Source organism: Streptomyces sp. NPDC093252 (assembly GCF_040683675.1).
Classification (GTDB): domain Bacteria; phylum Actinomycetota; class Actinomycetes; order Streptomycetales; family Streptomycetaceae; genus Streptomyces.
Map to the genome: position 1 here is coordinate 90,961 of NZ_JBFBEM010000013.1, position 24,414 is coordinate 115,374.

General features: G+C 71.9%; 21 protein-coding genes. 9 read left to right on the forward strand and 12 right to left on the reverse strand.

Going from position 1 to position 24,414, the window contains the following annotated elements; all coding sequences use genetic code 11:
* The first annotated feature begins 236 nt into the window (after positions 1–236).
* The 4 genes from AB0O01_RS26075 to AB0O01_RS26090 all read left to right on the forward strand — a co-directional run bounded on the left by AB0O01_RS26075 (position 237) and on the right by AB0O01_RS26090 (position 5,754).
* Entirely contained in the window at positions 237–1,730 is a 1,494-nt protein-coding gene (locus AB0O01_RS26075) for an MFS transporter (protein WP_365316992.1), read from the forward strand.
* A 199-nt stretch (positions 1,731–1,929) separates the two neighbouring features.
* Complete coding sequence (locus AB0O01_RS26080) at positions 1,930–3,726, forward strand: DEAD/DEAH box helicase (RefSeq protein ID WP_365316993.1); 1,797 nt, start codon at positions 1,930–1,932, stop codon at positions 3,724–3,726.
* 412 nt (positions 3,727–4,138) lie between these two features.
* Positions 4,139–4,780 carry a helix-turn-helix domain-containing protein gene (locus tag AB0O01_RS26085; RefSeq protein ID WP_355738529.1) on the forward strand — a complete coding sequence of 214 codons (642 nt, stop codon included), beginning with the start codon at positions 4,139–4,141 and terminating at the stop codon, positions 4,778–4,780.
* Between the two features lie 182 nt (positions 4,781–4,962).
* Positions 4,963–5,754, forward strand: a complete 792-nt coding sequence (locus AB0O01_RS26090) for a S16 family serine protease (protein ID WP_365316995.1) — start codon at positions 4,963–4,965, stop codon at positions 5,752–5,754.
* Between the two features lie 139 nt (positions 5,755–5,893).
* Here the strand turns inward: AB0O01_RS26090 and AB0O01_RS26095 are convergent, their stop codons facing one another.
* From AB0O01_RS26095 to AB0O01_RS26130, 8 genes are all read right to left on the reverse strand, one after another.
* A complete protein-coding gene (locus tag AB0O01_RS26095) occupies positions 5,894–6,088 on the reverse strand; it encodes a hypothetical protein (protein ID WP_365316997.1) in 195 nt (64 codons plus the stop codon).
* A complete protein-coding gene (locus AB0O01_RS26100; protein ID WP_365316998.1) occupies positions 6,085–6,708 on the reverse strand; it encodes a helix-turn-helix domain-containing protein in 624 nt (207 codons plus the stop codon). The genes AB0O01_RS26095 and AB0O01_RS26100 overlap by 4 nt, the downstream gene beginning before the upstream one ends.
* 91 nt (positions 6,709–6,799) lie before the next feature.
* On the reverse strand, positions 6,800–7,783 hold the full coding sequence (locus tag AB0O01_RS26105; protein ID WP_365316999.1) for a glycine betaine ABC transporter substrate-binding protein: 984 nt from the start codon (positions 7,781–7,783) through the stop codon (positions 6,800–6,802).
* On the reverse strand, positions 7,780–8,640 hold the full coding sequence (locus AB0O01_RS26110; RefSeq protein WP_365317000.1) for an ABC transporter permease: 861 nt from the start codon (positions 8,638–8,640) through the stop codon (positions 7,780–7,782). The genes AB0O01_RS26105 and AB0O01_RS26110 overlap by 4 nt, the downstream gene beginning before the upstream one ends.
* A complete protein-coding gene (locus AB0O01_RS26115; protein ID WP_365317251.1) occupies positions 8,637–9,848 on the reverse strand; it encodes a betaine/proline/choline family ABC transporter ATP-binding protein in 1,212 nt (403 codons plus the stop codon). The genes AB0O01_RS26110 and AB0O01_RS26115 overlap by 4 nt, the downstream gene beginning before the upstream one ends.
* Before the next feature lie 112 nt (positions 9,849–9,960).
* Complete coding sequence (locus AB0O01_RS26120; RefSeq protein ID WP_365317002.1) at positions 9,961–10,608, reverse strand: ABC transporter permease; 648 nt, start codon at positions 10,606–10,608, stop codon at positions 9,961–9,963.
* A 62-nt stretch (positions 10,609–10,670) separates the two neighbouring features.
* The gene (locus tag AB0O01_RS26125) at positions 10,671–11,141 is read right to left on the reverse strand and encodes an Lrp/AsnC family transcriptional regulator (protein ID WP_365317003.1); all 471 of its coding nucleotides are present in this window, start codon (positions 11,139–11,141) and stop codon (positions 10,671–10,673) included.
* 120 nt (positions 11,142–11,261) lie between these two features.
* On the reverse strand, positions 11,262–12,629 hold the full coding sequence (locus AB0O01_RS26130) for a tetratricopeptide repeat protein (RefSeq protein ID WP_365317005.1): 1,368 nt from the start codon (positions 12,627–12,629) through the stop codon (positions 11,262–11,264).
* A 1,277-nt stretch (positions 12,630–13,906) separates the two neighbouring features.
* Between AB0O01_RS26130 and AB0O01_RS26135 the strand changes: the two genes are divergently transcribed.
* Positions 13,907–15,313 carry an FAD-linked oxidase C-terminal domain-containing protein gene (locus AB0O01_RS26135; RefSeq protein WP_365317007.1) on the forward strand — a complete coding sequence of 469 codons (1,407 nt, stop codon included), beginning with the start codon at positions 13,907–13,909 and terminating at the stop codon, positions 15,311–15,313.
* A gap of 24 nt (positions 15,314–15,337) precedes the next feature.
* Here the strand turns inward: AB0O01_RS26135 and AB0O01_RS26140 are convergent, their stop codons facing one another.
* Positions 15,338–15,811, reverse strand: a complete 474-nt coding sequence (locus AB0O01_RS26140; protein WP_365317008.1) for an SsgA family sporulation/cell division regulator — start codon at positions 15,809–15,811, stop codon at positions 15,338–15,340.
* A 288-nt stretch (positions 15,812–16,099) separates the two neighbouring features.
* Here AB0O01_RS26140 and AB0O01_RS26145 point away from each other — a divergent pair, with 288 nt between their 5' ends.
* Both AB0O01_RS26145 and AB0O01_RS26150 read left to right on the forward strand, forming a co-directional pair.
* A complete protein-coding gene (locus tag AB0O01_RS26145; RefSeq protein WP_365317009.1) occupies positions 16,100–17,659 on the forward strand; it encodes an RDD family protein in 1,560 nt (519 codons plus the stop codon).
* Between the two features lie 110 nt (positions 17,660–17,769).
* Positions 17,770–18,534 (forward strand): RDD family protein, encoded by a 765-nt coding sequence (locus AB0O01_RS26150; RefSeq protein WP_365317010.1) that lies wholly within the window; start codon positions 17,770–17,772, stop codon positions 18,532–18,534.
* A gap of 180 nt (positions 18,535–18,714) precedes the next feature.
* On the opposite strand, the gene AB0O01_RS26155 is transcribed toward AB0O01_RS26150, so the two are convergent.
* Positions 18,715–18,999 carry a hypothetical protein gene (locus tag AB0O01_RS26155; protein ID WP_365317012.1) on the reverse strand — a complete coding sequence of 95 codons (285 nt, stop codon included), beginning with the start codon at positions 18,997–18,999 and terminating at the stop codon, positions 18,715–18,717.
* A gap of 453 nt (positions 19,000–19,452) precedes the next feature.
* Between AB0O01_RS26155 and AB0O01_RS26160 the strand changes: the two genes are divergently transcribed.
* Both AB0O01_RS26160 and AB0O01_RS26165 read left to right on the forward strand, forming a co-directional pair.
* A complete protein-coding gene (locus AB0O01_RS26160) occupies positions 19,453–21,810 on the forward strand; it encodes an immune inhibitor A domain-containing protein (protein WP_365317013.1) in 2,358 nt (785 codons plus the stop codon).
* Positions 21,811–21,931: 121 nt separating this feature from the next.
* Positions 21,932–22,261 carry a hypothetical protein gene (locus tag AB0O01_RS26165; protein WP_365317014.1) on the forward strand — a complete coding sequence of 110 codons (330 nt, stop codon included), beginning with the start codon at positions 21,932–21,934 and terminating at the stop codon, positions 22,259–22,261.
* Positions 22,262–22,267: 6 nt separating this feature from the next.
* Here the strand turns inward: AB0O01_RS26165 and AB0O01_RS26170 are convergent, their stop codons facing one another.
* Together AB0O01_RS26170 and AB0O01_RS26175 are read right to left on the reverse strand one after the other, a co-directional pair.
* Complete coding sequence (locus AB0O01_RS26170; RefSeq protein ID WP_365317016.1) at positions 22,268–22,873, reverse strand: isochorismatase family protein; 606 nt, start codon at positions 22,871–22,873, stop codon at positions 22,268–22,270.
* A gap of 186 nt (positions 22,874–23,059) precedes the next feature.
* Entirely contained in the window at positions 23,060–24,397 is a 1,338-nt protein-coding gene (locus tag AB0O01_RS26175) for a nicotinate phosphoribosyltransferase (protein WP_365317017.1), read from the reverse strand.
* Between the last annotated feature and the right edge of the window lie 17 nt (positions 24,398–24,414).

A 24,414-nucleotide genomic window follows, 5' to 3' on the forward strand; every position in this document is an offset into this window, starting at 1 on the left:
TGGTGAGAACGACGGTAGGCCGAGGGACACAGGGGACTCAAGGGGACCGGGGGTGCTGCAACGGGACTGCCATGCGGCGTTCACATGCGCCCGTGGTTCATGGCGGTGATGCCGTGCCGTCCATGGTTCATGGGGGTGATTCAGGGAGGTGTAGGGCGGATGTAGGACGAAGGTCTCAGAGGACGACAGTCCTCCGACAGGGGTAAAACTCGACTGCGGCCCTTACGCTGCTGGTCATGACGACCCCGATACCTCGCGTACCACGCGACACCGATGTCGCCGGCGCGACCGCACCCGCAGGAGGGCCGTCCGGCGGGCCGGAGGAAGGTGTGCTGGGCAGGCCCTACCGGGCACTCAGCATCGGGATCACCTCGGTGGTGCTGCTGATCGCCTTCGAGGCGACGGCAGTAGGAACGGCAATGCCGGTCGCAGCGCGGGAGCTGGACGGGGTGTCGCTGTACGCGTTCGCGTTCTCGGGGTACTTCACCACGAGCCTGTTCGGGATGGTGCTCGCGGGGCAGTGGTCGGACCGGCGCGGGCCGCTGGGCCCGGTGACGGCCGGGATCGCCTCGTTCGCGGTGGGGCTGCTGCTGTCGGGGACGGCCCAGGCGATGTGGCCCTTCATCCTGGGGCGCGCGGTGCAGGGGCTGGGCGGCGGCCTGGTGATCGTGTCGCTGTACGTGGTGGTCGGCCGGGCCTATCCGGAGCGGTTGCGGCCCGCGATCATGGCGGCGTTCGCGGCGAGCTGGGTGGTGCCGTCGATCGTCGGGCCGCTGGCGGCGGGCGCGGTGACCGAGCACATCGGCTGGCGCTGGGTGTTCCTCGGCATACCGGCCCTGGTGGTGCTGCCGCTGGCGCTCGCGCTGCCCCAGATCCGGCGGCTGAAGGGCCCGGCGGACGGGAGCGGTGAGGGCGGGCCGTCGTTCGACCGGCGGCGGATCAAGCTGGCGTTCGGGATCTCGCTGGGCGCAGGGCTCCTCCAGTACGCGGCGCAGGATCTGCGCTGGCTGTCGCTGGTGCCCGGCGTCCTGGGCGCCGCGCTGCTGGTGCCAGCCGTGCTGGGGCTGCTGCCGCGCGGCACCTACCGGGCGGCGCGAGGGCTGCCGTCGGTGGTGCTGCTGCGGGGCATGGCGGCCGGGTCGTTCATCGCGGCGGAGTCGTTCGTGCCGCTGATGCTGGTGACCCAGCGGGGGCTGAGCCCGACACTGGCCGGGTTCTCCCTGGCGGCGGGCGGGGTGACCTGGGCGCTGGGGTCGTGGGTGCAGTCCCGGCAGCGGCTGGAGCCGTACCGGGAGCGGCTGATGACGCTGGGGATGGTGCTGGTCGCGGCGGCCATCGCGGCGGCGCCGAGTGTGCTGATCGAGTCGGTGCCGGTCTGGACGCTGGCCGCGGCCTGGGCGTTCGGGTGCTTCGGGATGGGGCTGGTGATCGCCTCCAGCAGTGTGCTGCTGCTCCAGTTGTCCGCGCCGAGCGAGGCGGGCTCCAACTCGGCCGCGCTCCAGATCTCCGACGGGCTGTCCAACGTCATGCTGCTGGCCCTCGGCGGTGCCGCCTTCGCCGCCCTCGGCGGGGGCACGGTCAGTCATGCCGCGACCGGAGCCTCCGGCGGTTCACCGGCCGCCTTCGCGGTGGTGTTCCTGCCGATGGCGGTGATCGCGCTGGTCGGGGCCTGGGTGACCCGCAGACTGCGGGTGCCCGACCCGGTCCGGGCGGCTGCCCCGGGGATGTGACCTGGGTCCCACCCGCGGGCGACCCGGCATCGTCCGCGCGTTGACCGGTGCGGGGCGCCGGTAGGGTGGCCCGGTTGTCATACGTAGCCCGGTACGGCGTCGCAACCGCTACCGCTACGACGCCCAACAGCCGTCGCCCGACCACAGACCGGAGACCGTGACTACCGCCCGCCCGTCGCCTGCCCCCACCTCCACCCAGATGACTGCCTCTGCCGCCACCGGCCACTCCCATCACCTCTCGCCCGCCTTCCCCGGCCGGGCTCCCTGGGGTACCGCGAGCAAGCTGCGGGCCTGGCAGCAGGGGGCGATGGAGAAGTACCTCCAGGATCAGCCGCGCGACTTCCTCGCGGTCGCGACGCCCGGCGCCGGGAAGACCACCTTCGCGCTGACCCTGGCCTCCTGGCTGCTGCACCACCATGTCGTGCAGCAGGTGACGGTGGTCGCGCCCACCGAGCATCTGAAGAAGCAGTGGGCGGAGGCGGCGGCCCGGATAGGGATCCGGCTGGACCCGGAGTACAGCGCGGGCCCGCTCAGCAAGGAGTACCACGGGGTCGCGGTGACCTACGCGGGCGTCGGCGTGCGCCCCATGCTGCACCGCAACCGCGTGGAGCAGCGCAAGACGCTGGTCATCCTGGACGAGATCCACCACGCCGGCGACTCCAAGTCCTGGGGCGAGGCGTGTCTGGAGGCGTTCGAGCCCGCCACCCGCCGCCTCGCGCTGACCGGTACGCCGTTCCGCTCCGACACCAACCCGATCCCGTTCGTGGCGTACGAGGAGGGCGCGGACGGCATCCGCCGCTCCTCCGCCGACTACACCTACGGCTATGGCTCGGCGCTCGCGGACGGTGTCGTGCGGCCGGTCATATTCCTCTCCTACAGCGGCAACATGCGCTGGCGCACCAAGGCGGGCGACGAGATCGAGGCCCGGCTCGGCGAACCGATGACCAAGGACGCGGTCAGCCAGGCGTGGCGTACGGCGCTGGACGCGCGCGGTGAGTGGATGCCGGCCGTGCTGCGCGCCGCCGACCAGCGGCTGACCGAGGTCAGGAAGGCGATCCCGGACGCCGGCGCGCTGGTCATCGCCACCGACCAGGACTCCGCCCGCTCCTACGCCAAGCTCATCCGGGAGATCACCGGGCACGGCCCGACCGTCGTGCTGTCGGACGACTCCGGCGCCTCCGACCGGATCGACGAGTTCAGCGGCGGCACGGACCGCTGGATGGTCGCGGTGCGGATGGTGTCCGAGGGCGTCGACGTGCCCCGGCTCGCGGTCGGCGTGTACGCGACGACGATCTCGACGCCGCTGTTCTTCGCGCAGGCCGTCGGGCGTTTCGTGCGCTCGCGCAGGCGCGGCGAGACGGCGTCCGTCTTCCTGCCGACCGTGCCCGATCTGCTCGGGTTCGCCAATGAGATGGAACGCGAACGCGACCACGTCCTCGACAAGCCCAAGAAGGACGGCGAGGAGGACCCGTACGCCGAGGAGGACAAGCTCCTCGCGGAGGCCGAGCGGCAGCAGGACGAGGACACCGGCGACCAGGACATGCTGCCCTTCGAGGCGCTGGAGTCGGACGCCGTCTTCGACCGGGTGATGTACAACGGCGCCGAGTTCGGGATGCAGGCCCACCCCGGCAGCGAGGAGGAGCAGGACTATCTCGGCATCCCGGGGCTGCTGGAGCCGGACCAGGTGCAGATGCTGCTCCAGAAGCGGCAGGCCCGCCAGATCGCGCACAGCCGCAAGAAGCCGGACACCGAGGCCGACCTGCTCGAACTCCCCGCCGACCGTCGCCCGGTCGTCAGCCACAAGGAGCTGATGGAACTCCGCCGCCAGCTCAACAACATGGTCGGCGCCTACGTCCACCAGAGCGGCAAGCCGCACGGTGTCGTCCACACCGAACTGCGGCGGGTCTGCGGCGGCCCGCCCAGCGCGGAGGCGACCGCCGGGCAGTTGCGGCAGCGGATCGCCAAGGTGCAGGAGTGGGCCACCCGGATGCGGTGAGGCGGGGCGGGCCCGCCGGGGCGAAGCACGGCCCCGGGTGCCTTGAGAGCCTCTCGACGGCCCTCCCGCGCGCATGATCAACAGAGCGATCATGCGCGAGATCGTTGTTGCTTTGTGCGAACGAACGTCCCTGGACAGTCCCGCGCGTATCCGGTCAATGTGAGCAAGTCCATACCGGCCATTGACCGGATTCTGGACGGAGCCTTCCGCTGAGCGAACCGGCTCGCTACTGTCCCGCTACGCACACGCCCCGTGGCAGCGTCGCCGCGGAGCGCAGCCGTGAAGCGACTTGGGCCCGGACGCCGTCGGGCCGTCGGCCGATCGGCAGCCTCTGATGCGCGTCGCCGACCGGGACTCGGTGATGCCCCGCCGCCCAGGAGGCCGCCGACCTCACCACTAAGGAGTGGGCGTCGTGACCGCGGAGACCTCTCAGACGCTCGACCGGGGCCTGCGGGTCCTCAAACTGCTGGCCGATACGGACCACGGGCTGACCGTCACCGAACTCTCCAACAAACTGGGCGTCAACCGGACCGTCGTCTACCGCTTGCTGGCGACCCTGGAACAGCACGCACTCGTCCGGCGCGACCTGGGCGGACGGGCCCGGGTCGGGCTCGGGGTACTGGGCCTGGGCCGCCAGGTGCACCCGCTGGTACGGGAGGCGGCGCTGCCCGCGCTGCGCTCGCTCGCCGAGGACATCGGGGCGACCGCGCATCTGACCCTGGTGGACGGTTCCGACGCGCTCGCCGTCGCCGTGGTCGAACCCACCTGGACCGACTACCACGTGGCCTACCGCGCCGGATTCCGGCATCCGCTGGACCGGGGTGCCGCCGGGAAGGCGATCCTCGCCGCCCGGCACCAGCCGCTGGACGACCCCGGGTACACCCTCGCGCACGGGGAACTGGAGGCCGGTGCCAGCAGCGCGGCGGCGCCGCTGCTCGGGGTCAGCGGGGTGGAGGGCAGCGTCGGGGTGGTCATGCTGTCGGACGCGGTGCCGGAGCGGGTGGGGCTGCGGGTGGTGGACGCGGCGCGGGAGGTCGCGGAGGCGCTCCGCTGAGCCCACCCGACCACTGGCGTGCGGGTGGCGATCACTTTCACCGCCGGTGTGCGGTCGGTGATCGCTTTTATCGTCGGCGCGTGGTCGGTGATGACTGTCGGCGTCGGTGTGCGGCCGGAGGGGCCCGGTCGTCCGGGAACCCGGAGGCGGACCGTTTCCGTTCGCGCCGTTAGATTGATCCCGTGCTCTCTCGCCTCACACGCCCCCAGGCCCTCGCCGTCTGTGCCGTGCCCGTCGTGGCGCTGATCGCCACGGCCGTGCTCGCGCCGCTGCCGTTCGTGGTGGCGCAGCCCGGTCTGACCGCGAATGTGCTCGGTGACAACCAGGGCGACCCCGTGATCACCATCTCCGGCGCGTCGACCCGTGAGACCTCCGGACAGCTCCGGATGACCACGATCGAGGCGACCGGTCCGGACACGAACATCGGGCTGGGCGAGGTGATCGACAGTTGGTTCAGCACCGACCGGGCGGTCATGCCGCGGGACGCGGTCTACCCGAGCGGGGACAGCGTCCGGGAGATCGAGCAGTACAACGCCCAGCAGATGGAGGAGTCGCAGGACGTCGCCACCCGGGCGGCGCTCTCGCATCTCGGCCTGAGCGGCAGCGAGGTGAAGGTCACCCTTGAACTGGCTGACGTCGGCGGCCCCAGTGCGGGTCTGCTCTTCTCCCTCGGCATCATCGACAAGCTCGACGGCGACGGCCGCGGCGGCGATCTCACCGGTGGTCGAACGATCGCCGGAACAGGAACGATCACCGCGGACGGCAAGGTCGGCGCCGTCGGGGGAGTGGCCCTGAAGACCCAGGCCGCGCGGCGCGACGGGGCCACCGTGTTCCTGGTCCCGGAGGCGGAGTGCGGTGACGCGCGGGCGGAGCTGCCGGCGGGCCTGCGGCTGATCCCGGTGACGACACTGGACGGGGCCGTGGACTCCCTGGTGGCGCTGGAGACGGGCTCCGGGTCCGTACCGAGCTGCTGAGGCGAGGGCGGGCCGAGGCGGGGCGGGGGCCGGTCCGGGCGGGCCGTCGGGTGGCGGGCCGGGGGGCCGGGGGGCCGGTTTCGGGAGTACTGCCGGGCGGCGGGCCGGGGGATCAGGTCGGGAGCACCACCGGGGAGGATCAGGTTGGGAGCGCCGTCGGGCGGCGCGGTGGGTTCACCAGCCGCAGCCCCACCTCCACCAGGGTCCACCCCACCCGGGTGCGCAGATCCCGGGGTCGGCGCGCCGCGCGGGCGAGCCGGTGGGCGTCGGCCTCGGCACGGAGTTCGGCGGCGCGCAGCCGGTGCAGGGCTGAGTGGGACTCGGCGTACGTCATGGCGCGGGCCTCTCGGGCTCGGTGGCGATCGGGAAGGTGTGCGTGTGGACGCGCACCACGGGGGCCCCGGGGGTCTCGCGGGCCCGGTAGGCGTCCAGCAGGCGGTGCATGTCCCGGACGAGGTCGGCGGACTGCTCCGGTGTCAGCCGCAGCGTCCAGTCGCTGAGGTCGGTGCCCTCGGACCAGTCCGGCGCCCAGTCGTCACGGGTGCCGACCCAGGTCGACACCTCACGGGCGTGCATGCTGGCGACCTCGTGCAGAAACGCCTCGGCGGCGCCGCGGGTGGCCGGATCGGCGTCCCGGAGCTGGGTGGTGTCGAGGCTGACGCCCTGATCGGCGGCGCGCCACCAGCGTTCGCGCCCCCGGCCGTGCTCGGGCGCGTCCTCGACGAAGCCGTGGGCGGCGAGCTGCCGCAGGTGGTAGCTGGTCGCGCCGCTGGACTCGGCCAGCCGTTCGGCGAGCATCGACGCGGTCGCGGGACCGTTCAGCCGCAGCTCCCGCAGCAACTGCATGCGCAAGGGATGGGCCAGCCCGCGCAGTGAACGGGCGTCCAGGGGGCGGACGTGGAAGTCCTGAGCGTCGTTCCCGTGCCCTGCGTTGCTGCCATCGCTGCCGTCCATGCATGCAAAGGTAGCCTTGCAAAGGAGTCCTTGCAAGACTTTCTTTGCAACGGCTTCTTTGTGATGCGCTCGCCCCTGAGCACGCCCCCCGTCACCCCTCCTTGACGAACCCCTCTGCCTTGAGCCAGTCCAGGGCCACGTCGTGCGGATCGTCGCCGTTCACATCGACCCGTGCGTTGAGTGTCTGCGCGACCGCGTCGGTCAGTTTCGCGGTGATCGGATCGAGTACGTCCGCGATGGCCGGCCACTTCTCCAGCGCCTTGGTGTTGATCTCGGGTGCCGCGTTGTAGATCGGGAAGAACTTCCGGTCGTCCCGCATCACCACCAGGTTCATGGACTTGATCCGCCCGTCCGTGGTGAACACCTCGCCGTACGTACAGGCGCCCTTCGCGGTCTGGGTGTAGATGATCCCGGTGTCCATCTGCGTGATGTTCGCGACGGGGACCCGCATGCCGTACGCCTTCTGGAGGCCCGGCAGTCCGTCCGCGCGGTTGGCGAACTCGCCCTCCACGCACAGCGTCACCGCGCCCGGGTCGGACCGGGACAGCGCGGCCACCTCGGAGAGCGTCCGGGTGCCGTACTTCTCGAAGTTGGCCTGGTTCATGGCGAGGGCGTAGGTGTTGTTGAGGGGGGCCGCCGGGAGCCAGGTCAGGCCGTTGGCCGCGTCCGCCGTGCGGACCGCCGCCCACTGCTTCGCGCCGTCGGGGATCGGCTCGCTGTTGCCGAGATAGGTGATCCAGGCCGTGCCGGTGTACTCGTACATCCCGTCGGCCTCGCCGCTTCGGACCGCCTCGCGGGCGCCGATCGAACCCTGGATGCCGGTGCGGTCGAGCACCTCCGCTCCGGCCGCCTCCCAGGCGATCCCCATGATCGCCCCCAGGATGAGCTGTTCGGTGAACTCTTTTGAGGTCACGGTCAGTTGTGCGCCCTTGAGCGGTTCGCCCTGACCGATCGATCCCGGACGAACATCGTCCACCATGGGCGAGCCACTGGTCAGCCCGCAGCCCGGGGCCGCCACGAGCATCGCCCCGGCCAGCGCCAGACGGAGCCTTCGCCCCCGTACGGTCGTCCTCATGTGCCCGTCTCCAGCCCCTTGGGCCGCAGCAGCAGCTCCGCCAGCGAGGCCAGCCAGTCCACCAGCAGGGCGAGCGAGACGGTCAGGATCGAACCGAGCATCAGGACCGGCATCCGCTGCGTGGTGATGCCGGTGGTGATCAGCACCCCCAGGCCGCCGCCCCCGCCGAAGGTCGCCAGGGTGGCCGTGCCGACATTGAGCACCAGGGCCGTGCGCACCCCGGCCAGGATCAGCGGCACCGCGAGCGGCAGCTCCACGCGCGAGAGCACCCCCGTGGCGGACAGGCCGATCCCGCGGGCGGCCTCCAGCAGCGTCGGATCGTTCGCGCGCAGCCCGGCGATCGTATTGGCCAGCACCGGCAGCAGTGCGTAGATGATGATCCCGATCAGGGCCGCCCTGGTGCCGATGCCCAGCCAGATCACCAGCAGCGCCAGCAGACCGATCGCCGGGGTGGCCTGGCCGATGTTGGCGATGGTCATGGCCACCGGCTGGGCCCTGCGGAACGCCCGGCGGGTGAGCAGGATGCCGCCCGGGATCGCGATGATCAGCACGAAGAACGTGGAGATCACGGTCAGTTGCACGTGCTGCCAGAGCGCCTTGGAGACCGCCCCGTGCGCGAGCGCGTTCTCGGAGATCGTGTCCAGGTCCGCCTGTTCGAACCACAGCCAGGTTCCCAGCAGCAGCGCCACCAGGAACGCCGGCAGGAAGGTCAGCTTCTGCCAGGTGACCGGGTGGGGCGCGGTGCGCCGCGGGGGAGGGGACTCCCGGTCCGCCGCGACCTCGCCCTCGTCCCGGAAGGGGTGGCCCTTGACGTCGTGCTCGCCCGGCGGGCGGCTCCGATCGGACGAAGTGGTCACGCCGTCGCCTCCGCCCCGGTGCCGCCCTCCTGCTCGGCCTGCGTCCGGTGGGCGCGGGCCTCGGCGAGTGCGTGCTGGTGCTCCAAGGCGTCGAGCCGGTCGGCCTCCAGCAGTTCGTGCACGGAGTTCATGAGCGTCTCCATGTCGACCACGCCCGTGTACTCGCCGCGCCGCCCGGTCACCGCGACCCGCCCGGCGTTGTCGGTGAGCACCGCCTCCAGCGCGTCCCGCAGGGTGGCGTCCCGGGTGACCGTGTCGTGCACCAGGGTGCCCGCCCGCGCGAGCGAGCCCTTGGCCCGCATCAGATCGCCGCGCCGCAGCCATTTGTAGGGCCTGCCGCGCTTGTCGAGCAGCAGGATCTCGTTCGTTCCGCTGGCGTGGAGCATGGTGAAGATGTCCTGGAGCGGGTCGTCGACGGTCACCGTCGGATAGTCGGTGACCTCCACGTCCCGCACCCGGGTCAGGTTCAGCCGCTTCAGGGCCGCGCCCGCGCCGACGAAACCGGACACGAAGTCGTCCGCCGGGTTGGTCAGGATCGCTTCGGGCGTGTCGAACTGCGCGATGTGTGAACGCTCCCGCAGCACCGCGATCCGATCACCCAGCTTGATCGCTTCATCGAAGTCATGTGTGACGAACACGATGGTCTTGTGGAGTTCGTGCTGGAGCCTGATCAGCTCGTCCTGCAAGTGATCACGGGTGATGGGATCGACCGCGCCGAACGGTTCGTCCATCAGCAGCACCGGCGGATCCGCCGCCAGCGCCCGCGCCACCCCCACCCGCTGCTGCTGCCCGCCGGAGAGCTGCCGGGGATAGCGGCCGTGGAACTCGCCCGGATCGAGCCCCACCAGATCGAGCATCTCCTCGATCCGCTCGTTGATCCGCGCTTTCGACCAGCCGATCATCCGCGGCACGAGCGCGATGTTCTGTGCGACCGTCATATGGGGGAACAGCCCCGACGACTGGATGGCGTACCCGACCTTGCGGCGCAGCTTGACCGGATCGATGTCGGTCACGTCCTCACCGTTGATCCGGATACGGCCACCGGTCGGTTCGATCAACCGGTTGATCATTTTGAGCGTGGTGGACTTCCCGCACCCCGACGGCCCGACGAAGACGACGATCTCGCCCGCCTTGATCTCCATGGAGACGTTCTCCACGGCGGGCCGGGAGTGGCCCGGATACCGCTTGCTGAGGTTCTCCAGCTCGATCGTGGCCCCGGTGGCACCAGTGGCGCTGCTGGTGCCGGTGGTACCGGTGGTGCCGGTGGCGGCTTCGGCGGCCCCCGTGACAGTGCCCGCGGTGTCGGCGGTGTCGGCGGCGTCAGGCACGGATCCCCCTGGGAATGGTCAGCCGCCCGATCAGCACATACGCGGCGTCGAACAGCAGGGCGAGGACGACGATCCCGAGCGTGCCCGCGAGGACCTGGTTGAGCGCGTTCCTGCTGCCCAGGGAGGCGATCCCCCGGAAGATCTCATTGCCGAGGCCGGGACCCGAGGCATAGGCGGCGATGGCGGCGATCCCCATCAGCATCTGCGTGGACACCCGGATACCGGTCAGGATCGGCGGCCAGGCCAGCGGCAGCTCGATCCGCGCCAGCCGGGCCAACCGGGACATCCCGATGCCCTTGGCGGCGTCCACCAGGGTGGGATCGACTCCGCGCAGCCCGACGATCGAGTTCCGCACGATCGGCAGCAGTCCGTACAGGGTCAGCGCGATCACCGTCGGCGGCACGCCCAGACCCACGACCGGGATCAGCAGACCGATCATGGCCAGCGACGGAATGGTCAGCAGGGTGGAGGTGGCGGTGGTGGCGAGCCCGGCCGCCCACTCCGTGCGGTAGGTGACCACCCCGACGAGCACCCCGATCAGCGTCGCCACCACCATGCACTGGAACACCGCGCTGGCGTGCTGGTAGGCGTCGACGAGCAGTTGCTTGTGCTGGTTGCTCAGGTACTCCCAGAAGTTCACCCGCGCTCACCCCGGTCGGCCGGCCCGACTGCGTCCTCCGCGCCGGACCCCGAGGGCGGCCGTCACTCCTGGAGCGACGCCTGTTCCACCAGCGGGATGATCCGCAGCGGAACGGGGTTCTCCATGACGATCGCCGTGGAGGCCCGGACGATGCCATCAAAACCGACGACGCGATCGATCACCCGCTGAAGATCGGCGTTGGAGCGGGCGACCAGCCGGCACATCATGTCCCCGGTGCCGGTCGTGGTGAGCAGTTCGAGCACCTCCGGGACGGTCGCCAAGTGCGCCCGCACATCCGGCCCTTGCCCCTGCCGGATCTGGAGGGTGGCGAACGCCGTGACCGGATAGCCCAGGGCGGCCGGATCGACCTGCGGCCCGAATCCCCGGATGACGCCATTCGACTGAAGTCGGTCCAGGCGGGCCTGTACGGTGCCCCGCGCCACGCCGAGCCGCCGGGACATCTCCAGCACCCCGATCCGCGGCTCCCGCGCCAGCAGCACGATGATCCGCCCGTCCAGCCGATCGATCGCCACGTCGGCCTCCGCCTCCGCCGGTCCTCCGCACAAGGACCCGCCTCATCCGCCCCCGCACTGAACACATTGCCCGGCCACATCCGGGAACACCGCACATCCTGCCCGACCGGCCGCCCCTCGTCACCCCTCCCCGCCCAGTTCCTCCGGCACGTCCCCCACCCCCGGCTCGCCCAGTTCCCGCAGCGCCGTGCGGGCCGCCGGGGCGTGCAGCGGGGAGAAGTAGGGATTGATCTGGAGCGCCTCTGCGAGATGCCGCCGTGCCGGACCCGATCGCTCCAATGATCGTTCGATCATCCCCCGGTGGTAAGCGAACAACGCACTGCGCACCCCGCCCCCGTCACGGGCCTCCGTCGCACGGGCCGCCAGCCTGAGCGCCTCCTCGTCCTCCCCGGTGCGGTGCAGCGCCCAGGCCAGCGCGTCCGCCACCGCCGTCGACGGCTGCCGCGCCCACTCCGCGCGCAGCAGCCGCACCGCCTCGCGCGGGTCCCCGTGATCGGCCTCGTACCGGCCGAGCACCAGATCCTCGTCCACCCCGCCCGCCGCCGCGTTCCGCGCCCCGGTGAGCAGCAGGTCGTACTGCGCCTGCGCGGCCCGGCCCAGCCCCAGCGACTCGTACAGCTCACCCAGTTCGAGCGCCCACTCCGGGGACGGCTGCGCCGCCAGCGCCGCCCGGTACGCGCTCAGCGCCTCCGAGGTACGCCCCAGCGCGGCCAGCGCCCGCCCCCAGCCCGCCTGCGCGGCCCGCTGGTCGGGATCGGTGCGCAACGCCTCCGCGAAGTGCCGCAGCGCCACCTCCCGCTCGCCGCGCTCCCAGGCCAGTTGCCCGGCCCGCTCCAGCCAGGCCGCCCGCTCGGCTGGCTGCTCGGCGGCGGCTGCCGCGTCGGCCAGCACCGCCGCCGCGTCCTCCCGCCAGCCCAGATCCCGGTAGACCCCGGCGGCCCGCGCGCTCACGGCCGGTGCCGAACGCAGCTCCATCAGTTGGTCCAGCGCCTTCTTCACCGCCTTGTGCTCACCGAGCCCGCCATAGGCGTCGATGAGCTGCGGATACGTCGTCCAGCGCCGCACGTCGTGCCGCTGCGCCTCCTCCGCCCACTCCCGGGCCGCCGGGAAGTCCCGCCGGGCGCTGGCCAGGGCGGCGAGCCCCTGGAGCGCCGGAACGTTCGCCCGCGGGCGCACGCTCATCGACGTCCGCAGCGCCTGTTCCGCCGTCGGATAGTAGGAGGCGTCCGCGGACCGCCGCCCCTGCTCCACGTACGCCATCCCGAGCACCGCCCACGCCTGCGCGTCCTTCGGCCGCTCCCGCACCCGGCGCTCCTGCTCGGCGATCAGCACCGCCAGACCGGACCGCGCGGCCGGCACCCCGCCCATGACCGCCGCTTGCGCCAGCGCCCCCGGACCGGGGGGTGCCGGCGGCGCCTCCACCGGACGCCACCACCGCCACGCCCACATCCCACCGACCACCAGACACCCGGCGAGCGAAACGATCAACAGCGCCTTGACCACCCTCCGCAATCCACGACGACGAGGGCGGGGCCCTCCGACGTCCCCGGGTTCCGCCCCACCGGGATCTGCCCCACCAGGGTCCACGCGCCGCGTCCTGCGGGCCGCCGCCCTCCGCGTGCCGCCCCCTTCCCGCCCCGGCGTCCCGCCCGGCTCCCTCGTGCGGGTCGTCCCGCCCGGCTCGGTCCAGCGCGTCGCTCCGCCGGGATCCGTCCTCCGGGGCCCTCCATGGTCCGTCGTCAGCGGCCCGTCCAGTTCCACCCACTGTGGCTCACCCGCGGGCGTCTGCTGTGGCCTGCCCGGGTCTGCCCACCGGGCGTCTCGGGGATCCGTCTCCTGTGGTGCTCTGCGGTCCGCCCCGTACGGCCCGTCCAGTTCCACCCACCGGGGGCCACCCGCGTCCAACTCCTGTGGCCCGCCCGGATCCACCCACCCGGCTCCTCCCGGGTCCCCCCATCGCGCTCCTCCTGGGTCCCCCCAGTGCGCCCCTCCCGGATCGGTTCCCTGCGGCCCACCCGCGCCCATCCCCTGCGCCCGGCCCGCGCCCACCCAGTACGGCGCCCGGGGGTCCGCCTCCGGCGCGCCTCCGGGATCCGTGTCCCGCGTCTCCCTCGGATCCGTCCACCGGGCCTCTCCTGGACCTGCCTCCGGCGCCCCTGCGTGATCCGTCCACCGGGCCGCCTCTCCCGGATCCGCCTTCGGCGCCCCTCCGCGATCCATCCACCGTGCGCCTCTGAGATCCGCTTCCCGTGCCCCTCCGGGACCCGCTTGATCCGCCCCCCGCGTCCCCTCCACCCCCACCATCCCCGGCCCACCCGCGCCTGCCCCGTGCGGCCCACCCAGACCCGTCCCGCGCGCCCCACCCGCGCCCGCCCCCTGCGGCCCACCCGGACCGTCCTTCCCCGCGCCCGTCCCCCGCACCCCACCCGGACCCGGGCCGCCCCCTTCCGCCCCCGCCCCCCGCACCCCACCCGGACCCGGGCCGCCCCCTTCCGCCCCCGCCCCCCGCACCCCACCCGGGCCGCCCCCCTCCGCCCCCATCCCCCACACCCCACCCGCACCGCCACCCATCCCCGTCCCCCTCCCCCTGCCCATCTCCTTGCCCCTGCCCCTGCCCCTGTCACTGCCCGTGCCCCTGTCACTGCCCCTGCCCGTGCCGCTGCCCATACCCATGCCGCCCACTCTGCGCCCGACGGACGTCGCACCCCGGTGGCCGGAGCGGTTGCCTGTGGGGGTTCACACCGATGGCCCTGGGGTGTCACGCTGTGATCATGAGCCGTATCGAAGCCGCACCCGACGCGGTCCAGGGCAACCTCACCGACCGGCTGCTGGCGGGCCTGCCGGCCGAGGCCGTCCTGACCGACCCCGACATCACCGCCTCCTACGCCAACGACATGGCGAGCTTCTGCCCCGCCGGCACCCCGGCGGTCGTGGTGCTGCCCCGGACGGTCGAGCAGGTCCAGCACGTCCTGCGCACCGCGAGCGAGCTGCGCGTCCCGGTCGTCCCCCAGGGCGCCCGCACCGGCCTCTCCGGCGGCGCCAACGCCACCGAGGGCTGCATCGTGCTGTCCCTGATCAAGATGGACCGCATCCTGGAGATCAACCCGGTCGACCGGATCGCCGTCGTCGAACCCGGCGTCGTCAACGCCACCCTCTCCCGCGCGGTCGGCGAACACGGCCTCTACTACCCGCCGGACCCGTCGAGCTGGGAGACCTGCACCATCGGCGGCAACATCGGCACCGCCTCCGGCGGCCTGTGCTGCGTCAAGTACGGGGTGACGGCCGAGTACGTCCTCGGACTGGACGTCGTCCTCGCCGACGGCCGTCTGATGAGCACCGGCCGCCGCACCGCCAAGGGCGTCGCCGGATACGACCTCACCCGCCTGTTCGTCGGCTCCGAGGGCTCCCTCGGGGTCGTCGTCCGCGCGGTGCTCGGGCTGCGCCCCAAGCCGCCCGAGCAGCTCGTCCTGGCCGCCGAGTTCTCCTCCGCAGCCGCCGCCTGCGACGCCGTGTGCCGGATCATGGAACGCGGCCATGTCCCGTCCCTGCTGGAACTGATGGACGGGACGACCGTCCGCGCCGTCAACGAACTGGCCCGTATGGGCCTCCCGGAGACCACCGAGGCGCTGCTGCTCTGCGCCTTCGACACCCCCGACCCCGGCCCGGACCTCGCTGCGGTCGGCGCCCTGTGCGAGGCGGCGGGCGCCACCGAGGTCGTCCCCGCCGACGACGCCGCCGAGTCCGAACTCCTCCTCCAGGCCCGCCGCCTGTCCCTGACCGCCCTGGAGGCCGTCAAGGGCACCACGATGATCGACGACGTGTGCGTGCCCCGCTCCCGCCTCGGCGACATGCTCGAAGGCGTCGAGCGGATCGCCGACAAGTACGGCCTGACCATCGGGGTCTGCGCCCACGCGGGCGACGGCAACACCCATCCCACGGTCTGCTTCGACGCGCAGGACCCCGACGAGTCCCGGCGCGCCCGCGAGTCCTTCGACGAGATCATGGCCCTGGGCCTGGAACTCGGCGGCACGATCACCGGCGAGCACGGCGTGGGCGTCCTGAAGAAGGAGTGGCTGGCGCGCGAGATCGGCCCCGTGGGACTGGAGATGCAGCGGGCCGTCAAACAGGTCTTCGACCCGCAGGGCATCCTGAACCCCGGCAAGCTCTTCTGACCCCACCGCCTCCCACGCCCCCGCTCACTCCCCGTCCTGGGACTCGTCCGAGGGCCACGGGTCGCGCAGCCACAGATCGTCGGCCGGGGTCGGGGCCAGCAGCTCGGCGAGGCCGTCGTCGATGCCGAGCTGCTCGGCCTCAGAGCCCGGGGGGACCACCCTCAGCGTCCGCTCCAGCCAGGCCGACACCGGCGCCGTCGGCGCCTCCAGCAGGGCGTCGCCGTCCGGCGAACTCAGCGCGATCAGCACCACACTGCGCCCCTCGACCTTCGTCGGCCACACCCGCACATCCCCGTGCCCGCACGGCCGGAACACCCCCTCCACGAGCAGTTCGCGTGCGAACGTCCAGTTGACCGGATGATCGGAGTTGATGTGGAAGGAGATGTGCACGGCGTAGGGATCATCGGTGCGGTAGCTCAGCCGGGCCGGCACCGGAACGCTCCGCTCGGGCGACAGGATGAGCTTCAGCTCCAGTTCACGTTCCACGACGGTATGCATGACACGCACTTCCTCTCTTGTCCCAACGGGGCCGCATCCACGGACCCGCGAGGACACAGAGAGGGCAGAGCGCCCAGCATTACGCGACTTCACCAACTTTTTTTGAACGGCTCCCGCGAGCGATGCGACGGACCGGGGCGCTGCCCCCTGTCCTCCCGCCCCGCGGGGCGCCTAGCACATTCGTCCCCTCACCACCCCCGTCCGCCCGGACGGCTCCTGCCCCTTGCGCCGGTCTGATAGATGTGGAGCCCCCCTTACCCACCTCCGAGCAGATACGGGACGACGGACATGAGCGCCCCAACCCCGGCACCAGGCGACGACAGGCCCCGTGAGGGGTACTACCCGGACCCCTCCATCCCCGGATACGTCCGTTACTGGAACGGCGCCGCGTGGGTGCCCGGCACCAGCCGCCCCGCCCCGGCCGCCGGCGAACCGCTCAGCCCCCCGCCGGGCACCCGGCCCGCACCCCCTGCCCCTGCCCCTGCCACCAACACCCCAGCCACCCCGGCTTCCTCAGCGTCCCCGATCTCCCAGGCGTCCCCGCCCTCCCCGGTGTCCCCGGTAGAGGAGACCGGCCCGCACTTCTTCGACGAGGACCCCGAGCCGCCCCCGGCCCCCGGCGAGCAGTACGGCAGCCGCCCCGAACCGGCCGCCGCGTGGGGCGCCGACCGCAACCACCAGTCCGGCTTCGGCGCCGACCAGGACCGCCGCGTCTCCTGGGGCTCCCCCCAGCCCGACCCCCAGTCCGGCCCCCGGTCCACCCCCCAGCCCGACCCCCGTATCGCCGCCCCCACCAACGACCAGCAGCCCACCCCCACCTCCACCCCTCCCCACCCCCAAGGCCACTCCTCCCGCACCGACGGCACCGCCAGCATCCCGCCCCCCTCCACCCCCGAGGCCCCCGGCACGGACGCGGGCGAGGCCCCCGGCTCCGGCAGCACCTTCGTCTTCCGCCGCCCGGCGACCCACATCCCCGACGACGGCACCATGACCTTCCGCCCGGTACCTCCCCGCACCCCGGGCCCCGGCTCCACCGCCGCCCGCCCGAACACCCCCCAGCCCCAAGCCCAAGCCCAGGCCCAAGCCCCAGCAGTCCCCCCACAAGCCACCCCCACCCAGCACCACACCCCCAACCCCGCCCCCAACCCCACCCCCGCCCAGGCCCCCACACCCCCCCGCCCCGTCCCCCCACAGCCCGGCACCCCCCTCACCAGCGGCCCCGGCGGCGGACAGTCCTCCTGGGCGCAGCAGGTGCACCGACTGGCCGGGGCGTCCGGCGGAGCCGTCGGCTCCGGGGACGAGCCGGTGACGCCCTGGCGCCCCCCGGCCGACGACCCCTTCCAGGCCATGGCCCGCCGTCAGGCCGCCGCCCGCCCCGCCGGGCTCGGCAAGCGGCTCGCCGCCCGGCTGGTCGACACCCTCGCCGTCCTCGCGGTCACCGCCGTCGCCGCCGTACCGCTCGGCACCAGGGCCCTGGACCACGTCAACGCGAAGATCGACGAGGCCAGGCTCTCCGGACGGACCGTCACCGTCTGGCTGCTGGACGGCACGACCTCGGTCTATCTCGCGATCATCCTCGGCGTCCTGCTCCTCTTCGGCGTCCTCTACGAGGCCCTGCCCACCGCCAAGTGGGGCCGCACCCTGGGCAAGCGGCTGCTCGGCCTCCAGGTGCGGGACATCGAGGCGCACGAGGCCCCGACCTTCGGCGCGGCGCTGCGCCGCTGGCTGGTCTACAGCGTGCCGGGGCTGCTCTGCTTCGGGCTGATCGGCGTCCTGTGGTGCCTGTTCGACAAGCCGTGGCGCCAGTGTTGGCACGACAAGGCGGCCGGGACGTTCGTGGCGGGCTGAGAAGTGACCGGATGACGGGCGGTCAACGGACGCGTCCCCGGTGATCGGGCCGTACTCCGGACGGCCCCTCGCCGGATGCGGAGCCGGGGTGTTCGCGGTCCACTCGGGCCATGAGCACCCCACCGCCCCCCGGTTCCGGTGAGCCGCCGGACGACGACCCGTTCAGGAAGCAGCCCCCGCCCGGGGAAGGCGCGGGCTCACCCTACGACGCCCCCCAGCCACCCCCACCCCCCGGCGGCAACCAGCCACCCCCACCACCTGGCGGCAACCAACCACCCCCACCCCCCGGCGGAGACCAGCCACCCCCCGGAGGGCACCCCCCACCCCCGGGCGCGCACCCCCCACCCCCCTACGGCGGCAACCCCTACGGCAACCAGTCCCCCTACGGCGCACCCCCCGGCGGCTACCCGGGGGACCCGCTCGCCGGGATGCCCCCGCTCGCCGACAGCGGCCGGCGCACGCTGGCCCGGATCATCGACATGATCCTGGTCGGCATCGTGGTCTGGCTGATCACCTGGGGATTCAACGTGGACGAGTACAACGTCAACGGCGACAACGTCCAGGTGAGCCGCTCGCTCGCGCAGTCCGCCGTCGCCGCCGTCCTCTACATGGCGTACGACACCTTCCTGATCTCCCGGACCGGTCAGACGCTCGGCAAGAAGTGGCTGAAGCTGCGGGTGGCCAATCTGGACAACGGCAACACCCCGTCGGTGCAGACTTCGCTGATCCGCGCGGCGATCCTGTGGATCCCGTTCGCCTTCTGCTGCGCCTGCATCTGGACGGCGATCTGCGGCGGCTGGAGCTTCTTCGACAAGCCGTACAAGCAGGGCCTGCACGACAAACCGGCCAAGACGGTAGTCGTCACCACAACCTGAGCGACACCCCCACGCCCCCCTGCAACCCCCACACCCCCCCGCACCCCTCCCCCCAACAACCACCTCCCCCCAACAGAACAGCGGGCCCCCGCCCCCAAATCCCCACCGGAATCCGGAACCAAGAGCCCACCGCACGCGTATTCATATGCACTTGTAGCGCACGCAAGCCCGACCCGAAGGTCAGGAAGCCCAGGGCTCCCGGACCTGCGCGCGCGGGCCAGCGGACGCCGTGACCGCCACCGGCTGCGGCGGCACGGGGGGCGCCACAGCGGGGGAGGGGATCCGCTTGGGGGTCTTCTTCATCGGGGCCGTGAAGGCGACGACCAGTCCAAGAGTCAGCGCCGTCACGGTGACGACCGCGATCCCCACGGGGGAACTCGTCTGTGACAACAGCAGCATGGCGAGTGTCGACAGGATCACGGTGCACGAGCCGTAGGCGAGCTGTGCGGCAGTCGGACGAGGCATGGCAATCGTGTCCTCGGAAGTGGGGTGGGACTAGGTTGTCGGCCTGGCTTTCCGCCGACTTCCGGGCGTTCCGCCACTCGACTCTAACGGCGTGGATGCCCTGGGGGAACGAACGGTAAGCGTGACCTGACCCACCGTGCCGGTGCACGGGGGGCGCACCGATTCATCCTGTCCGGCACGTGGACACTTCCGCGCGCCCGTTGACGGCCGGGTTCCGTATGTCCGCCCAGGTGCGGGGAGGTTTGCGCGGGGATGGGCGGGGGTGCGATGTTCGCTCAGCGGGGTGAACGTACCGCATAGTGCAGTTGACCTGTCCAAGTCAAGGTCTGTCTTTTCTTCGCAACGTCTAGTCGAATGACGTCACTTGACTACACGCGTCGATCAGGAGCGCGCGGGTTCCACACCAATCCCGGACCCCCCTTCCGCGCGCCCGGACGCGGAGGAGGAACTCAAGTGACCAGTAGACCCTGGACGTTCAGAGCGGCGGCGACCACCGTCGCGCTCGCCGCGGCCACCGCCACCCTCTCCGGTTTCACCGTGGCGCAGGCGGACCCCGCCGGCGCGTCCGGCGCCCCGGCCGTCGACCGCCGGGACCCGGCGTCGGCCCAGGCGAACGAGGAGCCCCACAACCTCAAGGGCCCGCTCACCGACACCCAGACCGCCCAGCGCGAGGAGGCCCTCACCCAGGTCATCTCCGGGCAGACCCAGATCCAGGAGCGCAATGGATCGAAGGTCGTCGAGCTGGAGTCCGGCAAGGGCAAGGGCGACAGCAAGTACGTCGAACTCGGCCGGGAGAAGACGGACAAGATCTTCACCATCCTGGTCGAATTCGGCGATCAGATAGACAGCCGCTACGGCGGCACCCCCGGACCCCTGCACAACCGGATCGCCGAGCCCGACCGCGCCAAGGACAACAGCACCGACTGGCAGGCGGACTACAACCAGCAGCACTACCAGGACCTGTACTTCGGCGAGGGCACCGCCTCGATGAAGACCTACTACGAGAAGCAGTCCTCGGGCCGCTACTCGATCGAGGGCGAGGTCGCCGACTGGGTCAAGGTCCCCTACAACGAGGCCCGCTACGGCTCCAACAGTTGCGTCCCGGACAACTGCGCCTGGTACGCCGTACAGGACGGCGTCAACGCCTGGGCGGCCGGGCAGCAGGCGGCCGGCAAGACGGACGCCGAGATCGCCGCGAAGCTCGCCGAGTACGACCAGTGGGACCGCTACGACCACGACGGCGACGGCGACTTCAACGAGCCCGACGGCTACATCGACCACTTCCAGATCGTGCACGCCGGTGAGGACGAGTCCGCGGGCGGCGGCGCCCAGGGCACGGACGCCATCTGGGCGCACCGCTGGTACGCCTTCGGCACCGACGCCGGCGCCACCGGCCCCGAGGGCAACAAGCTCGGCGGCACCCAGATCGGCACCTCCGGCATCTGGGTCGGCGACTACACCATCCAGCCGGAGAACGGCGGCCTCGGTGTCTTCGCCCACGAGTACGGCCACGACCTCGGTCTGCCGGACCACTACGACACCCAGGGCGGCGAGAACTCCACCGGGTTCTGGACCCTGATGTCCTCCGGCTCCTGGCTCGGCACCGGCGGGAACGCCATCGGTGATCTGCCCGGCGACATGACCGCCTGGGACAAGCTCCAGCTCGGCTGGCTCGACTACGACACGGCCCAGGCCGCCACGAAGTCGAAGCACACCCTGGGCCTCGCCGCCTACAACACCCGCAACCCCCAGGCCCTGGTGGTCGAACTGCCCGACAAGGAGGTCACCACCGAGGTGGTCACCCCCGCCGAGGGCGCGACCCAGTGGTGGAGCGGCAGCGGTGACGATCTGCGCAACACCCTGACCCGCTCGGTCGACCTGACCGGCAGGGCCTCCGCGGACCTGACCTTCGACGGCTGGTACCAGATCGAGGCCGACTACGACTACCTCTACACCGAGGTCTCCACCGACGGCGGCGCCAACTGGACCGCCCTCGACGGCACGGTCGACGGCCAGCCCATCCCGCGCGACGGCAGCGACAAGCCCGCCCTGACCGGCACGGTCGACGCCTACCAGAGCCTGTCGTACTCCCTCGACGCCTACGCGGGCCAGCGGATCGACCTGCGCTTCCGCTACGCCACCGACGGCGGGGTCGCCCTCAAGGGCTTCGCCGCCGACCGGATCTCGGTCGTCGCCGACGGCACCGCGCTGTTCACCGACACCGCCGAGACCGCCGACGCCGCCTGGACCGCCAACGGCTTCTCCCGCATCGGCGCCTCCTTCACCAAGGAGTACGCGCAGTACTACATCGCCGAGAACCGGCAGTACGTGTCGTACGACCGGACGCTCAAGGTCGGCCCGTACAACTTCGGCTTCTCGACCACCCGTCCGGACTGGGTGGAGCACTACCCGTACCAGAACGGTCTGCTGATCTGGAAGTGGGACACCTCGCAGACGGACAACAACACCAGCGTCCACCCGGGCACCGGTCTGCTGCTGCCCGTCGACGCCCACTCCACCCCGCTGAAGTGGTCCGACGGCACCCTGATGCGCAACCGCATCCAGTCCTACGACTCCACCTTCAGCCTCTCCCGCACCGACGGCATCACCCTGCACAAGGCGGGCGTGCCGACCCGGGTCCCGTCGCAGAAGGGCGTGCCGGTCTTCAACGACCGCACCCACTCCTACTACGACCCGGCGACCCCCACCGCGGGCGTCAAGATCACTGACACCAACACCAAGATCAAGATCGTCAAGGAGGCCAAGAATGGCTCCACGATCACCCTCGAAGTGGGTCGTGCTGTGAAGTAAGCCGCATTTCCCCAGGTCAGGCGCGTATCGGCGGGAGCCCCTTGGCGGGCTGCCGCCGATCGTGTTTAGGTGCGTGCTGTGATGCTCTTATTGACACCTGCTCGCACGGGGATGTGACCGCATGGCCGCAGGAGGTTTCTGCAAGCTGCCGAACGGCTCGGTGGTGGTGGCGCTGAATCTGCCCAGCCCCGCCCCCGACCGCCCGGCGGACGTCCGGGTGCTCGTCCACGCCCAGAACCGGGCGCGCGCCCTGACCAGGCTGCGCAATCTCGGACTGCGCGCGGTCTATCTGCGCGGCAACGCCGCCCCGCCCACCCCGGACGAGATCACCGCCGTACTCCACCACCCCGACGGCCTCATATGGCGCACGGCACCCGGCGGACCACTCGGCGTGACCGAACTCTGGCACCCCATCCGAGCCCTGCTCCGCCGCCCGGCGGCACCCGCCTAGCGGGCCCTACGCGGCGGGCCCCTGGCCGTTCACCACCGGCTTGCCGGTCAGCTCCACCCCGGCGTCGCGCAGCTCCTCCAGGGCGCGCTCGGTGGTCTCCGCGGCCACCCCGGCGGTCAGGTCCAGCAGCACCTGGGTGCGGAACCCCTCCCGGACGGCGTCCAGGGCGGTGGCCCGGACGCAGTGGTCGGTGGCGATGCCGACCACGTCCACCGCGTCGATGTGCCGGGCGCGCAGCCAGTCGGCGAGCCCGACACCGTTCTCGTCGGCCCCCTCGAAGCCGCTGTACGCCGCCGAGTACGCCCCCTTGTCGAAGACGGCGTCCACCGCGCCGGAGGCGACCACCGGGGCGAAGTTCGGATGGAACCCGACGCCCTCCGTGCCCGCCACGCAGTGCGCGGGCCAGGAGTCCACGAAGTCGGGATGGTCCGAGAAATGGCCACCGGGCGCGATGTGATGGTCACGGGTGGCGACGACATGCCGGTACCCGGCCGGGGCCTGGGCGATCAGCTCGGTGACGGCGGCGGCCACATCGGCCCCGCCGGCCACCGCGAGACTGCCCCCTTCGCAGAAGTCGTTCTGCACATCGATGACGAGCAAGGCGCGACGCATGATCGTGTCCCTTTTCCGAGGAGGGCTTACCACCACAAACCTGAACCTACGAGCCTAGAGAATCGGCCCCTGATAAGGGAGGGGGCGTAGACGCGCTCCTCCAGGGCGCTGGGGGTACCCCCTCTGGGGGAGGAACTGCGCGACCAGCCACCACGAAACCCGCATCCCGCACCCCGCATCCGAACATCACCCCCCCACCACATACTCGGTCGGAATCACCGGCTCCCCCCGCGACAACTGCGTCGCGGACAACGGCAGCCCCGCCCGCACCGCCGCATGCCGCTCCCGCACCACGTCCAAAGACTCACGAGCGATCACCTGACCACCCTTGATCAGCTCGACGAGCAATTGATCATCGGTCAGCTCCCGGGGCACCGGCCCGGTGCCGACCACCTCCGCCTCCGCCACCCCCGCCCCGTCCCGCCGCCGCGCCGCCCACTTGCGCCCCCCGACGGACGTCTTCCCGCCGGTCGACTTCTTGGCGACCGGCACCAGGGGCGCGTTCGGGTCGGCCGACCCCGCGCGGGCGACCAGCTTGTAGACCATGGAGCAGGTCGGGTGCCCGGACCCGGTGACGAGCTGGGTGCCGACCCCGTACGCGTCCACCGGGGCCGCGGCCAGGGAGGCGATGGCGTACTCGTCCAGGTCGGAGGTGACGATGATCCGGGTGCCGGTCGCGCCCAGCTCGTCGAGCTGCTGGCGCACCCGGTGCGCGACCAGCAGCAGATCCCCCGAGTCGATGCGGACGGCCCCCAGGTCGGTCCCGGCCACCGCCACGGCCGTGCGGACCGCCTCGGCGACGTCGTAGGTGTCCACCAGCAGCGTCGTACCGCGGCCCATGGAGTCGACCTGGGCGCGGAAGGCGTCCCGCTCGTGGTCGTGCAGCAGGGTGAAGGCGTGGGCGCTGGTGCCGACCGTGGGGATGCCGTAGCGGAAGCCCGCGGCGAGGTCGGAGGTGGACGAGAAGCCGCCGACGTAGGCGGCGCGGGCGGAGGCGACCGCGGCCAGCTCGTGGGTGCGGCGGGCGCCCATCTCGATCAGCGGGCGGTCACCGGCGGCCGAGGACATCCGGGAGGCCGCCGCGGCGATGGCGGAGTCGTGGTTGAGGATGGAGAGGATCACCGTCTCCAGGAGCACGCACTCGGCGAAGGTCCCCTCCACCCGCATGATCGGCGAGCCGGGGAAGTACACCTCGCCCTCCGGATAGCCCCAGACGTCCCCGGTGAAGCGGTAGTCCGCGAGCCACTCCAGGGTCGGTCCGTCCACGATCGACCGTTCCCGCAGGAAGGCGAGGACGCCCGCGTCGAACCGGAAGTTCTCGACCGCGTCCAGCACCCGGCCGGTGCCCGCCACGACGCCGTAGCGGCGGCCGTGGGGCAGCCGGCGGGTGAAGACCTCGAAGACACTGCGCCGCTGCGCGGTGCCCGCCCTGAGGGCCGCCTGGAGCATCGTCAGCTCGTACTGGTCGGTGAAGAGCGCCGTCGAGGGGACGTCCACCGGCAGCCCAAGGTCTGCTGTGTTCATGACGCCCGATGCTACAC